We start from the raw sequence: 13,107 nt of genomic DNA on the forward strand, positions 1-13,107 counted from the left end.
TAGTTATTTGACAAACAAAAATAAATTTTACTTACAATTTTACAACAGCCTCTTCTTGTATTAACTTTTTATTAACTAAAAAAATCGGACATAAAAAAGGCTCAACTTTTAGTTAAAGTGAGCCTTTATAATTTATTTTTGATTGATCTTAGAATGTTTTCGAAACTTTATCAATTGCATTAATCGTAAAATCTAAATCTTCATAAGTCAAAGCATCTGTAATAAACCAAGTTTCATACGCCGATGGTGCGATATAAATACCTTCCTGCAATAATCCGTGGAAGAATTTCTTAAATGTTTCATTATCTCCTTTTGCAGCAGTTTGAAAATCTGTAACTGGATCTGCATCAAAATGAACCGAAATCATAGAACCTACTCTATTAATAGTAAACACCACATTATTTGCTTTTAAAACTCTATCAATTCCCGCTTCTAAATAAGCTGTTTTTTCTTCTAAACGAGTAAAAATTTCTCTGTCATTATCTAAAGCTTTCAACATTGCCAATCCGGCAGCCATTGCTAACGGATTTCCAGATAATGTTCCTGCTTGATAAACTGGTCCAAGAGGCGCTAAATAATTCATGATTTCTTCGCGGGCAGCAAAAGCTCCAACTGGAAGTCCACCTCCAATTACTTTTCCAAAAGTTACAATATCGGCATCAATTCCATATAATTCCTGAACGCCGCCACGAGCCAAACGAAAACCTGTCATTACCTCATCAAAAATCAGTAAAATTCCGTTTGCTGTGCATAATTCTCTCAAGCCTTCAAGGAAACCTTTTTGAGGTGGAATACATCCCATATTTCCAGCAACAGCTTCGATAATAATTGCTGCAATTTCTCCTTTATTTGCTTCAACCAATGTTTTTACATTTTCTAAATCATTGTATTTTGCCAATAAAGTATCTTTTGCAGTTCCCTGCGTAACTCCTGGACTATTTGGCGAACCAAAAGTTACCGCACCGCTTCCTGCCTGAATCAAAAATGAATCAGAATGTCCGTGGTAACAACCAGCAAATTTTACAATTTTATCTCTTTTTGTAAATCCTCTTGCTAAACGAATCGCGCTCATACAAGCTTCTGTTCCTGAATTTACAAAACGTATTTTATCTATATTCGGAACCATAGAAACGGCTAAAGCTGCGATTTCTGTTTCCAATTCTGTAGGCATTCCGAATGAAGTTCCCAGTTTTGCTTTTTCGATTACGGCATCTACAACGGGCTGATACGCATGGCCTAAAACCATTGGCCCCCAAGAGTTGATGTAATCTATTAATTTATTTCCATCTTCATCATATAAATAAGCACCTTTGGCACTTTTTACAAAAATTGGAGTTCCGCCAACGGCTTTAAATGCTCTTACTGGTGAATTTACTCCTCCTGGAATTACTTTTTCTGCTGCAGCAAAAAGCTGACTACTTCTTTTATATAACATTATAATATTAGATTTCTGATATTAGATTTTAGATTGTTTGAAAACTGAGAGTGAACACTAAAAAATTGAATACTGATTACTTAACCTTAAGCCTCTGTCCAATCGAAATCGCATTATCAGTCAGATTATTTTTTCGCTTTAAATCCTCAACCAATAAATTGAATTTTTTTGAAATCGAATACAAAGTATCTCCTTTTTGAACCTCATACAAATTCGGATCGTATTGATTCATATTGATCTTTGGATCAGAAGCGACATCATAAGATGATTTTTTTGGTGGAGTCGAAGTATTAATTGGCACGTAGTTTCTTCCTGTAACTTGACAATCATATTGATGCAGATTATATCGCTCAATATAACTGATTAATTTATCTGGATATTTGGGATCAGTAGCGTAACCTGCCGCTCTCAAACCTTTAGCCCAAGATTTATAATCGTCTTTTTCGTAAGTAAATAAGGTGGCATATCGTTTTTTTCCAACCAAAAATAAAGCGTGATCTCTATACGATTCTGATGCCTGAGGATATTTTCTAAAACATTCCTGAGCCGAGTCATCGTCGTGGCGAACACTTTCTCCCAGCCAGTCATTATGGCATTTTATTCCAAAATGATTATTAGCATCTACTGCTAAATCTCCTTTTCCTGCACCCGATTCCAAAATTCCCTGCGCCAAAATAATACTCGCTGGAATTCCGTACGTTTTCATGTTCCCCATTGCAATGTCTTTGTATTGCAAAACATAATTATTTATCAAATCACTTGTTACAACTGTCTTTGAAGTAGATTGAATAACCTCAGTTGTATTATTGGTAGAAGGATATTTAGCTGTTGGTTTAGCATATACAGGTTTTTTCGCCGCTGCTGTTCTTGTTTGGTGTACAGCCGCTTTTTTAGTCGTTGCGATAGCAGGTTTGCTCGACGAGCAGCTTGCCAAAACTAATATTACGACAAGTAATACAATTTTTTTAATCATTGGTTTTGAGTATTGGTAATTTCTTCTGCTTCAACTTTATATTCATTCCTTCAATTCCCTGTAATCCACCAGTATGAATGAGTAAAATTTTTGAATGTGCAGGAAAATAATTTTTGCCGATTAAATCTATAACGCCAAAAACCATCTTTCCTGTATAAATTGGATCTAAGGGCACTTTTGTTTTTTCAAAAAAAGCATTAATAAATTCAACTAACTCTAAATTTATCTTGCCATAACCTCCAAAATGATAGTCAGAAATTAAATTCCAGTTATCTTTTTTTGCAAAAATACGAATTTCATCGTTTAAAAAGTCACCTTTTAACGCCGGAAAGCCTAAAATTTGCTGATTTGGCAATGCACTATTGATTAATCCCGAAATCGTACCGCCTGTTCCAATCGCACAACATACGTAATTAAAACCTGAATCTTCATTGGTTAAAATCTCTTCACAGCCTTTTACAGCGAGTTCATTTGTACCGCCTTCTGGAACTAAATAAAAATCGCCAAACTTGTTTCTTAGCTTTTCAATAAAAGATTCTTCATTTTTTAATCGATACTCTTCTCTTGAAACAAATTCAAATTGCATTCCGTTTTCCTGAGCAAATTTTAAGGTTGGATTTTCCTGTATTTTATCCAGAAGTTCCTCTCCGCGAATGATTCCGATAGTTTTAAGACCTTGTTCTTTTCCAGCATAAGCTACAGCTGCAATATGATTGGAAAAAGCGCCACCAAAAGTCAGTAAAGTATCTTTATTTTCGGCTTTCGCCTGAAGTAAATTGTATTTCAGTTTTCTGAATTTATTTCCTGAAACAAAAGGATGAATCAAATCTTCACGCTTTATAGTCAAAGAAATATCATTTGGAAATTGAATATTTATAGATTGATTGAAAACTGGATTCATTTTGATTTGATGTAATGTAAAAACTGAAAAAAGGATCGGTTTTTCAGATAATTTAAGTCTCTTTCTTTAGTATAAGCTTCTCTTTCGAAACTGATATTTCGATACGCCAATGCTCCATTTTTATATTGAATCAGGCGAATTAAATATTCTAAAAAATACCAGACAAAAAACGGAATTACTAAAAGTTCTAATTGTTGTCTTAAATGAATTTTTTCATGATTGACGAAAACTTCGTTCGTCTTATCAAAATCATATTTTGCAATTATAAACGGAAATACAGCCATTCCTCGATATCCTTTCGGAATTAAATATTTGGCAACAATCAGAAACATTGGCTGTAAAATTTATAAATTTGTAGCTATATAATTGTTCGATTTCGATAAAAACACAATCAAATATTTATATTTTTGATTTTAAAGTTTAGAAAAATAGAACACGAAGCAGATTTATGAAAGAGCAAAGTAATGAAAATAAATTAATCGAAGGAGAAGATTTTTACTATACGCCCGAAGGTTATAAATGCTTTACTGAAAAACATCATTTAAAAAGAGGCTATTGCTGCAAAAGTGGCTGCCGTCATTGTCCGTACGGATATGATAAAAAAACAGGAAGAATCAATAAACCTTCATAAAAAATTAAAACAACATACATGAACGTTTTCATCAATAAAAATATACCAGAAGCCGGCATAAAATTGCTTCAGGAAAAAGGCATCAACCTTACTATAAATCCAAAGGAGAATATATTATCTAAAGAGGATTTTATAAAAATCTGTCAGAAAAATGATGCTCTTTTAAGTGTTGGAACTCAAAATCTTTTAGACGAAGATTTTTTTCAGCAATGTCCACATTTAAAAGGAATCGCGTTGTTTTCTGTAGGGTTTGATTCGGTTCATATTCCTTCAGCAAACAGTAGAAAAATTCCGGTTGGAAATACGCCTGATGTTTTAAGCAGAGCCACTTCGGATGTTGCTTTTTTATTGATGCAAAGTGTTGCCCGAAAATCATTTTTTAATCATAAAAGAATTTTAAATAACGATTGGGGCAGTTTTGATCCATTGGCCAATTTAGGACAGGAACTTTATGGAAAGACATTAGGAGTATTCGGTTTGGGGAGAATTGGTTTTGAAATGGCGCAAAAGTGCAAAGCTGCTTTCGGAATGAATATTATTTACCACAATCGCTCTCGTAAAGAAGATGCAGAAAAAGAATTGGATGCAAAATTAGTAGATTTTGAAACTCTACTTGCTGAAAGTGACGTTTTAAGTGTTCATGCTAATTACACAATAGAAAATAACGAACTCTTCAATAAAAATGCTTTTGCTAAAATGAAATCGAATTCGATTTTCATCAACACTGCAAGAGGGAAATTTCATAATGAAAATGACTTATTTGAAGCTTTAACAAATAATATAATCTGGGGCGCGGGACTGGATGTTACCAATCCTGAACCGATGAAGTCTGATAATCCGTTATTGTCTCTGTCAAATTGTTGTGTTTTACCACATATTGGTTCTGCAACTTATGAAGCAAGAAACGGAATGGCTGTTTGTGCTGCACAAAATATAATAGCGCTTTTTGAAAATAAAAAAATGCCGTATTGTGTTAATGAGGAAGTCTATTTTTAAATTCCAATTTTAAAATTCCAAATTCCAATCTGAAATCAACAATCTAAAATATCATATATGGATATTCGTTCAAGAAAATTTAAGATTACGATTTATAAATCTTATCATAGGTCGGATATCCGTTATCCTTAGTTTTTTTATTACGCAATTATCACAATTATGGCACAATGTGATAACATAATTAAAAAAACAAAAAATTAATCTGCTGTTAATCTAACCGCAATACCTTAGCGTCTTAGAATCTTAGCAACTTAGCATCTCTAAAAGAAAATGACCTTTCAAGAACAAATACAAGAAGGAATTCCAAATATCTTACCTCAAAAAAAGGACTACGATCTGGCTATTAATCATGCGCCGAAAAGAAAAGAGATTCTTTCGGCAGAAGAGAAAAAGCTGGCTCTTAAAAATGCCTTACGTTATTTTGATCCAAAACATCACGCCGAATTAATTCCTGAATTTTCAGAAGAACTAGAAAAATACGGGCGTATTTATATGTATCGTCTTCGTCCAGATTACAGAATGTACGCAAGACCAATTGACGAATATCCAGGAAAATCATTGCAGGCCAAAGCAATTATGCACATGATTCAGAACAATCTGGATTATACTGTGGCGCAACATCCGCATGAATTGATTACGTATGGAGGAAATGGAGCTGTTTTCCAAAACTGGGCGCAATATTTATTAACGATGCAATATTTGTCTGAAATGACAGATGAGCAGACCTTAACCATGTATTCAGGTCATCCGATGGGATTATTCCCTTCTCACAAAGAAGCCCCAAGAGTTGTGGTTACAAACGGAATGGTTATACCGAATTATTCTAAACCTGACGATTGGGAAAAAATGAATGCGTTGGGAGTTTCGCAATACGGACAAATGACAGCGGGAAGTTATATGTACATTGGCCCGCAGGGAATTGTACACGGAACTACGATTACCGTTTTGAATGGTTTCAGAAAAATAAAACAAAATCCCGAAGGAAGTCTATTCGTAACTTCTGGACTTGGAGGAATGTCCGGGGCACAGCCAAAAGCCGGAAATATTGCAGGATGTATTACGGTCTGCGCCGAAGTAAATCCGAAAATCACCAAAATCCGTCACGAACAAGGCTGGATTAATGAAGTTGTAACTTCGACTGATGAATTGGTGGCCCGAGTAGCTTTGGCAAAAGCCAATAAAGAAACCGTTTCGATTGCTTATTTAGGAAATGTGGTGGACGTTTGGGAACGTTTTGACCAGGAAAACATTAAAATTGATTTAGGCTCAGATCAGACTTCACTTCATAATCCTTGGGCTGGAGGTTACTATCCAGTTGGGATTTCATTTGAAGATGCCAATAAAATGATGGCCGAAAATCCAAATTTATTCAAAGAAAAAGTTCAGGAAAGTTTACGCCGTCACGCAGATGCCATAAACAAACACACTGCAAAAGGAACTTACTTTTTTGATTACGGAAATGCCTTTTTATTAGAAGCTTCACGCGCTGGTGCAGATGTAATGGCTGAAAATAATATTGATTTTAAATATCCTAGTTATGTTCAGGATATTATGGGGCCAATGTGTTTTGACTACGGATTTGGTCCTTTCCGTTGGGTTTGTACTTCTGGAAAACCGGAAGATTTATTAAAAACGGACGCCATTGCCTGCGAAGTTTTAGAGAAAATGGCAGAAACAGCTCCAAATGAAATTCAGCAGCAAATGCAGGACAACATTAAATGGATTAAAGGCGCACAGGAAAATAAACTGGTTGTCGGTTCACAAGCCCGAATTTTATACGCTGATGCCGAAGGAAGAATTAAAATTGCAGAAGCTTTCAATCAGGCTATTGCCAAAGGTGAAATCGGCGCAGTGGTTTTAGGCCGTGATCATCATGACGTTTCCGGAACTGATTCTCCATACAGAGAAACTTCAAATATCTATGACGGTTCTCGTTTTACAGCCGATATGGCGATTCATAACGTAATTGGAGACAGTTTTAGAGGAGCAACCTGGGTATCCATTCACAACGGCGGTGGCGTTGGCTGGGGAGAGGTTATAAACGGCGGATTTGGTATGGTTCTTGATGGTTCTACTGAGGCTTCAAAGCGTTTAGCATCAATGCTTTTCTGGGATGTTAACAACGGAATTTCAAGACGAAGCTGGGCTCGAAATGAAGGTGCTGTTTTTGCCATAAAAAGAGCAATGGAAGTCGAACCTTTATTAAAAGTAACTTTACCGAATATAGTTGATGAAAATTTACTAAATTAATAGAACATTTAATTCCTAAAAATATGAAAACACTTAAGTTAATTCCGATTTTGCTGCTATTAATACTTACTTCATGCAGCACTGTGACTGTTTATTCTGATTATGACAAAACTGTCGATTTTGCGCCTTATAAAACATACGCTTACTTTAAGCCCGGAATTGACAAGGTCGAGATATCAGATTTAGACAAAAGAAGAATTCTTCGCGCTATTGATGATCAAATGCAGGCTAAAGGTTTTACTAAAAGCGATAATCCTGATATGTTAGTAAACATCTTTACAAAATCAAGAGAACAAGTTGATGTAAACCAATTTAGTGCTGGCTGGGGTTACGGCTGGGGCTGGGGCTGGAATCCATGGATGATGTACGGTGGTAATCAAACCACAGTTTCTACTTCTACTGAAGGAACTTTATACATTGATTTAATTGATGCTAAAAAGAAAGAAATGATCTGGCAAGGTGAGGGAGTTGGTACTTTAACTAGAAACATCGATAAAAAAGATGAAAGAATTGCTGAATTTGTAGGCAAAATTTTGGCTCAATATCCGCCAGTTAAAAAATAGTTTTCAGTCACAGTTTCAGTTTGCTGCTTTTTATAAAAATTCAAATAGTTGTAAACTTTTCAAAAAAAAAATAATACTTTTGCTACTCAATCAGCTTAAAAAATGAAAAACTTTAACAACATTATTATCGCTATTATTAGCATTATTGCAATTCAGCAGTAATGGCGAGGTGTTATATAAGTTTGTAAAGTATAATTTATAGAAACCTCCCAATTGGGAGGTTTTTTATTTTAAAAACAATTTTAAACAGCCACGAATTCACGAATTCTTATATTCAAAAATTATCAAAAATAATTCGTGAATTCGTGGCGAAAAAAAAACAAATTCTCATGAGTTTATTTAATGAAGTACTTAATGCAAAAAAGCAGCTTGAAGATGTAGTTGCAGCTACTCCTCTAACCCAAAATTTGAATCTTTCGGACGAATTCAAATCGACTATTTTATTAAAAAGAGAAGATTTACAAATTGTGCGGTCGTATAAAATTAGAGGAGCCTACAATAAGATTTCTTCGTTAAATGAAAAAGAAAAAGCAAGCGGAATTGTTTGTGCCAGTGCTGGAAATCATGCCCAGGGAGTTGCTTATTCTTGTAATCTTCTTAAAATAAACGGCAAAATCTACATGCCAAAAACCACTCCAAAACAAAAAGTAAAACAAGTACAATTGTTTGGAAAAAAATTTGTTGAAATTGTTTTAACCGGAGATACTTTTGATGACGCTTATGCTTCAGCCACTGCAGATGCTATTAAAAATCATAAAACCTTTATCCATCCTTTTGATGATGAAAAAGTGATTGCAGGTCAAGGAACTGTTGGATTGGAAATTCTAGAAAGTTGCAAAGAACCAATCGATTATGTTTTTGTACCCATTGGCGGTGGTGGACTCGCATCTGGTTTATCTGAAGTTTTCAGACATTTAAGTCCAAACACTAAAATAATCGGAGTTGAGCCAAAAGGCGCTCCTTCGATGAAAACTTCGATTGAAGAAAATAAAAACACGCCGTTAAAAACAATTGACAAATTTGTTGATGGTGCTGCTGTAAAACAAGTTGGCGATAAAACCTTTGAAATCTGCCGTTATAATTTGGAAGATATTATTTTGGTTCCCGAAGGAAAAGTCTGTACGACCATTTTAAGATTATATAATGAAGAAGCTATGGTTGTAGAACCTGCAGGCGCTTTGACTATTGCTGCGTTGGATTTTTATAAAGATAAAATTAAAGGCAAAAATGTAGTCTGCATTGTAAGCGGAAGCAATAATGATATTGAAAGAACTGCCGAAATAAAAGAACGTTCTTTATTGTATGAAGGATTAATGCATTATTTCATGATTCAGTTTCCACAGCGTCCAGGAGCTTTAAAAGAATTCGTAAATAATATTTTAGGTCCAGATGATGATATCACTTATTTTCAGTTTGCTAAGAAAAACAGTCGTGAAAAAGGTTCTGTTGTTGTTGGTTTAGAATTGAAAAATAAAAAAGACATCATGCCTATTAAACTTAAAATGACACAAAACGGATTTGAATTTCAATATTTGAATGATAATCAAGATTTGTTTACGCAATTGATTGGATAATCGTTTTCAAAATGATAATTGTCAATAAATAAAAAAACTTATGGCGTATTTTTGCAGCTTAACTTTAGAATAAATAAAATGGCAGATTTAAAAGATATTTCCACTATAGAAGACATTCAACAAATGGTTAACAGCTTTTATGCTAATGTTAGAAAAGACGATTTGATTGGCCCGATTTTTAACGATAAGCTACAAGACCGTTGGGAACCGCATTTGCAAAAAATGTATAATTTTTGGCAGACCATTCTTTTCGATGTTCGTGCCTATTCTGGAACACCTTTTCCGCCGCACAAACAATTGCCTGTTGACAAAACTCATTTTGACCGCTGGATCGCCATTTTTAATACGACAATCGATTCTCAGTTTGCTGGGCCAATTACAGAAGAAGCTAAAATGCGTGCTACAAATATGGCTTTTATGTTCAGCCATAAAATTGAGTATTTTAGAAACGCTGAAAATGAAATGAGAGATGCCACAAAAAAATCTTAAAAAATTTCTTTCAAATAACAGGCAGAACTTTATATTTGACTAAATGAATTAAACCCAAATCTATATTTTTAGTTATGAAAAAAGCAATCTTATTTGTTATCATCTGTTTTGCATTTACAAATCAATTAGCAGCACAATCACAAGCACCGTTTTCCAATTTATATAAAGGAACGGTTGATGGAAAAACTCCCGTTACCTTTTATATTAAAGCAACAGAAAACCAATGTACAGCTGATTTAAGTTATGTCGCAATATACCGCTATAAATCAAACAAATGGCTTCATCTGGATATTACACAGAACAGAAAAGCTGAAAATGAATTTATTATGGTTGAACACGGTTTCAGCGGTGTTTTGATTTTAAAGAAAACTGGAAATACTTTTGCTGGTTTATGGATTAGTCCCGATACTAAAAAGCAGTTAAAAATCGATTTAAAAGAGGTTTCAATGACTAAAAAAGAAATCGAAAACTACGAACAAACACTGGAAAGAGTAAGTTTTGAAAATAATGACTGCTAAAAACATTAATTCTATACTTTACCCTAAACTTACAAAAACGCAATAAAAGTTAATTTGGAATAAAAATATTGTGATAAAATGCAAAAAATAGCGGTCTAAATTCGTAATTTTACATTCTAATCTACAACGTTTTCGAAATGAATCCAAATATTGAAACCAATCCGTTATTAGAAAGATTGCCTAAACATTTACAGCAATTTATCAAACCTCAAGATTATAGCGATTATTCTCCTATCAATCAAGCAGTTTGGCGATATGTGATGCGCAAAAATGTAGATTATCTTTCTAAAGTAGCACACCATTCTTATTTGGAAGGTTTACGAAAAACGGGAATTGAAATTGATTCTATTCCGAGCATGTATGGCATGAACCGAATTCTAAGTGAAATTGGCTGGGCTGCCGTTGCTGTTGATGGATTTATTCCGCCAAATGCTTTTATGGAATTTCAGGCTTATAATGTGCTGGTAATTGCTTCGGATATTCGACAGTTGGAACATATTGAATACACTCCTGCTCCGGATATTATTCACGAAGGTGCTGGCCACGCTCCTATTATTGCTAATCCTGAATATGCTGAATATCTAAGACGTTTTGGAGAAATTGGCTGTAAAGCAATTTCTTCTCATAAAGATTATCAGATGTATGAGGCAATCCGACTGCTTTCGATTTTAAAAGAAGCCGAAGATACGCCTCAGGAAAAAATCGACGAAGCAGAAAAAGCAGTTGCCGATTTACAAAATGATATGGGCGAATTATCTGAAATGGCACAAATTCGAAACCTGCATTGGTGGACAGTGGAATACGGCTTAATTGGAACAGTTGAAAATCCTAAAATATATGGTGCTGGACTACTTTCTTCTATTGGTGAAAGCGCACACTGCATGACCGATAATGTGAAGAAAATTTCTTATGATATTTCAGCAGCCAATCAGAATTTTGATATTACGCAATTACAACCTCAATTGTATGTAACACCGACTTTTTCTCATTTAAGTTTGATTCTGGAAGAGTTTGCTAATAAAATGGCTTTACGTACTGGAGGTCTTTCTGGAATTAAAAAACTGATTCAATCGAATGCTTTAGGAACAATTGAATTGAGCACAGGTTTACAAATTTCAGGAGTTTTCACGAATGTAATTGAAGAAGAAGGAAAACCGGTTTATATTCAGACCACTGGAAAAACTGCTTTGGCTTACCGCGAAAAAGAATTAGTAGGACACGGAACTCTAACACATCCACATGGATTTGGAAGTCCGATTGGAAAATTAAAAGGCTTTAATCTTGCTATTGAAGATATGAGTCCGAAGGATTTACAGGCTTACAGCATTGTTGAAGGCGAAAAAATAAAACTGGAATTTGAAGGCAATATTATTGTGGAAGGTGAAATTATTACCGGTTCTCGAAATCTTCATGGAGAAATCATTTTAATTAGTTTTAAAAACTGCACGGTTACTCATGGCGAGACGGTTTTATTCCAACCTGATTGGGGTAATTATGACATGGCAATTGGTAAGAAAGTCATTTCTGCTTTCTCTGGCCCAGCCGATGTTAATAGTTTTGATTTGATTAATATAGTTCCGTCAACCAAAACCATCAAAGCAAAACATACTGATGAACGTGATGAATTAGAACATTTATATGCGACTGTTCGTGAAATCAGAAATAATAAATCTTCTAAAACAGAATTGAAAGCTGTTTTTGAAAAACTTAAAAATAATCATTCAAACGATTGGCTTTTGTCTGTTGAAATTACAGAACTTTTGAAAGATTCTGAAGAGAAACAGCTTTTACAGGAAGTATTGGTTCATTTAGATCAATTGAAAGTCAAACGTCCTGAAATTGCACATTTGATTGCTGGTGGATTGGATTTGATTTTTGATAATTTGCCACAAAGGCGCTAAGACACAAAGTTATTTTGAATTGCCTCCTGCTTTAGCTGGAGGAAAACAAAAATCTATCAGAAAGGGCTTTAGCCAAATGTCATGATTTGGCTAAAGCCCTTTTTAAATTTCTTATGAATACCTCCAGCTAAAGCAGGAGGCAATTGAATAAATAATTTGATCTATTTTAATAAAAAAACTTTGCGGCTTAGCGCCTTTGTGGCAGACCTTAGAGCTTCAAATCCTGACTTAACTCAGTCTCAGACTCGATAGTTTTTCCGTTGTATTCCAACTTCCAGCCCATCGAGTTTGTCAGAATCAGAATTTTAGACAATTCACTAATTAGTCTGTTTTGGGCGTTTGTTTTGAGCGTTGATTTTTCGATTTTCTTGGCTAAGTTCGCCTTTACCGATTTGTTGATTTTATTGTAATCGTCTCCTGTAAACGGATTCAGTTTACTTTGTTCTACATCATAAAACTGAATATCCGGGTTGATTGTAATTTCTTCTTTCGGAATGTTTAAAATAGTAATGGTTTTATTTTTCTCATCAATATCATATTTCATTTGATGCAAATCATAAGCAACCGTTACGTTTGCATTGACTACAATAAGCGCTTTCTTTTCAAAAGAAATCATGTCCATCAAATACTTCTGTTGGTTTTTATAGGTAACCACTTCCGAAAAATGACCTTCGGTTACCACTAACTTTCCAACATTAAGAATCTGCTGTTGAATTAAATTGGTATTGTATTGAATATCCGAATCGTCCTCTTTTTTAAACTGGCAGTATTTAAAAGCCAAAACAATGACTAAAACGATTACACCAATACCAATAATTCTTTTGATTAAGTTTTGCATTCCTCTAAAATATTTTAGACCAATTTACTTCTTTTTTT

General features: G+C 34.3%; 13 protein-coding genes. 8 read left to right on the forward strand and 5 right to left on the reverse strand.

Annotated features, from left to right (window positions below; all coding sequences use genetic code 11):
• Positions 1–148 precede the first annotated feature (148 nt).
• The 4 genes from hemL to GSY47_RS15785 form a co-directional block, all read right to left on the reverse strand.
• Positions 149–1,435 (reverse strand): glutamate-1-semialdehyde 2,1-aminomutase, encoded by a 1,287-nt coding sequence (gene hemL, locus GSY47_RS15770; RefSeq protein WP_179001142.1) that lies wholly within the window; start codon positions 1,433–1,435, stop codon positions 149–151.
• Between the two features lie 76 nt (positions 1,436–1,511).
• Positions 1,512–2,408: a glucosaminidase domain-containing protein gene (locus GSY47_RS15775; protein WP_179001144.1), complete on the reverse strand. Its 897-nt coding sequence runs from the start codon at positions 2,406–2,408 to the stop codon at positions 1,512–1,514.
• On the reverse strand, positions 2,401–3,309 hold the full coding sequence (locus GSY47_RS15780) for a 1-aminocyclopropane-1-carboxylate deaminase/D-cysteine desulfhydrase (RefSeq protein ID WP_179001146.1): 909 nt from the start codon (positions 3,307–3,309) through the stop codon (positions 2,401–2,403). The genes GSY47_RS15775 and GSY47_RS15780 overlap by 8 nt, the downstream gene beginning before the upstream one ends.
• The gene (locus GSY47_RS15785) at positions 3,306–3,641 is read right to left on the reverse strand and encodes a hypothetical protein (RefSeq protein ID WP_179001148.1); all 336 of its coding nucleotides are present in this window, start codon (positions 3,639–3,641) and stop codon (positions 3,306–3,308) included. The genes GSY47_RS15780 and GSY47_RS15785 overlap by 4 nt, the downstream gene beginning before the upstream one ends.
• Positions 3,642–3,757: 116 nt before the next feature.
• Here GSY47_RS15785 and GSY47_RS15790 point away from each other — a divergent pair, with 116 nt between their 5' ends.
• From GSY47_RS15790 to GSY47_RS15825, 8 genes are all read left to right on the forward strand, one after another.
• Positions 3,758–3,940 carry a DUF5522 domain-containing protein gene (locus tag GSY47_RS15790; protein WP_012023986.1) on the forward strand — a complete coding sequence of 61 codons (183 nt, stop codon included), beginning with the start codon at positions 3,758–3,760 and terminating at the stop codon, positions 3,938–3,940.
• An 18-nt stretch (positions 3,941–3,958) separates the two neighbouring features.
• Positions 3,959–4,936 carry a 2-hydroxyacid dehydrogenase gene (locus GSY47_RS15795; RefSeq protein ID WP_179001150.1) on the forward strand — a complete coding sequence of 326 codons (978 nt, stop codon included), beginning with the start codon at positions 3,959–3,961 and terminating at the stop codon, positions 4,934–4,936.
• Between the two features lie 270 nt (positions 4,937–5,206).
• Positions 5,207–7,186, forward strand: coding sequence for a urocanate hydratase (locus GSY47_RS15800; protein WP_179001152.1), 1,980 nt, complete (start codon positions 5,207–5,209; stop codon positions 7,184–7,186).
• Between the two features lie 23 nt (positions 7,187–7,209).
• On the forward strand, positions 7,210–7,749 hold the full coding sequence (locus GSY47_RS15805; RefSeq protein ID WP_179001154.1) for a DUF4136 domain-containing protein: 540 nt from the start codon (positions 7,210–7,212) through the stop codon (positions 7,747–7,749).
• Positions 7,750–8,078: 329 nt separating this feature from the next.
• Positions 8,079–9,323, forward strand: a complete 1,245-nt coding sequence (gene ilvA / locus GSY47_RS15810) for a threonine ammonia-lyase IlvA (protein WP_179001156.1) — start codon at positions 8,079–8,081, stop codon at positions 9,321–9,323.
• Between the two features lie 78 nt (positions 9,324–9,401).
• A complete protein-coding gene (locus tag GSY47_RS15815) occupies positions 9,402–9,812 on the forward strand; it encodes a group III truncated hemoglobin (RefSeq protein WP_179001158.1) in 411 nt (136 codons plus the stop codon).
• A 74-nt stretch (positions 9,813–9,886) separates the two neighbouring features.
• Positions 9,887–10,330 carry a hypothetical protein gene (locus GSY47_RS15820; RefSeq protein WP_179001160.1) on the forward strand — a complete coding sequence of 148 codons (444 nt, stop codon included), beginning with the start codon at positions 9,887–9,889 and terminating at the stop codon, positions 10,328–10,330.
• A gap of 137 nt (positions 10,331–10,467) precedes the next feature.
• Entirely contained in the window at positions 10,468–12,231 is a 1,764-nt protein-coding gene (locus GSY47_RS15825; protein WP_179001162.1) for an aromatic amino acid hydroxylase, read from the forward strand.
• 208 nt (positions 12,232–12,439) lie between these two features.
• On the opposite strand, the gene GSY47_RS15830 is transcribed toward GSY47_RS15825, so the two are convergent.
• Complete coding sequence (locus GSY47_RS15830; RefSeq protein ID WP_179001164.1) at positions 12,440–13,069, reverse strand: DUF4230 domain-containing protein; 630 nt, start codon at positions 13,067–13,069, stop codon at positions 12,440–12,442.
• Between the last annotated feature and the right edge of the window lie 38 nt (positions 13,070–13,107).

Origin of the sequence: Flavobacterium quisquiliarum (genome assembly GCF_019308285.1) — a bacterium.
Classification (GTDB): Bacteria; Bacteroidota; Bacteroidia; order Flavobacteriales; family Flavobacteriaceae; genus Flavobacterium; species Flavobacterium quisquiliarum.

Excerpts from the sequence above, each read along its gene's own strand:
- hemL (WP_179001142.1), bottom strand. The coding sequence starts at position 1,435 with ATGTTATATAAAAGAAGTAGTCAGCTTTTTGCTGCAGCAGAAAAAGTA.
- GSY47_RS15775 (WP_179001144.1), bottom strand. The coding sequence starts at position 2,408 with ATGATTAAAAAAATTGTATTACTTGTCGTAATATTAGTTTTGGCAAGC.
- GSY47_RS15780 (WP_179001146.1), bottom strand. The coding sequence starts at position 3,309 with ATGAATCCAGTTTTCAATCAATCTATAAATATTCAATTTCCAAATGAT.
- GSY47_RS15785 (WP_179001148.1), bottom strand. The coding sequence starts at position 3,641 with ATGTTTCTGATTGTTGCCAAATATTTAATTCCGAAAGGATATCGAGGA.
- GSY47_RS15790 (WP_012023986.1), top strand. The coding sequence starts at position 3,758 with ATGAAAGAGCAAAGTAATGAAAATAAATTAATCGAAGGAGAAGATTTT.
- GSY47_RS15795 (WP_179001150.1), top strand. The coding sequence starts at position 3,959 with ATGAACGTTTTCATCAATAAAAATATACCAGAAGCCGGCATAAAATTG.
- GSY47_RS15800 (WP_179001152.1), top strand. The coding sequence starts at position 5,207 with ATGACCTTTCAAGAACAAATACAAGAAGGAATTCCAAATATCTTACCT.
- GSY47_RS15805 (WP_179001154.1), top strand. The coding sequence starts at position 7,210 with ATGAAAACACTTAAGTTAATTCCGATTTTGCTGCTATTAATACTTACT.
- ilvA (WP_179001156.1), top strand. The coding sequence starts at position 8,079 with ATGAGTTTATTTAATGAAGTACTTAATGCAAAAAAGCAGCTTGAAGAT.
- GSY47_RS15815 (WP_179001158.1), top strand. The coding sequence starts at position 9,402 with ATGGCAGATTTAAAAGATATTTCCACTATAGAAGACATTCAACAAATG.
- GSY47_RS15820 (WP_179001160.1), top strand. The coding sequence starts at position 9,887 with ATGAAAAAAGCAATCTTATTTGTTATCATCTGTTTTGCATTTACAAAT.
- GSY47_RS15825 (WP_179001162.1), top strand. The coding sequence starts at position 10,468 with ATGAATCCAAATATTGAAACCAATCCGTTATTAGAAAGATTGCCTAAA.
- GSY47_RS15830 (WP_179001164.1), bottom strand. The coding sequence starts at position 13,069 with ATGCAAAACTTAATCAAAAGAATTATTGGTATTGGTGTAATCGTTTTA.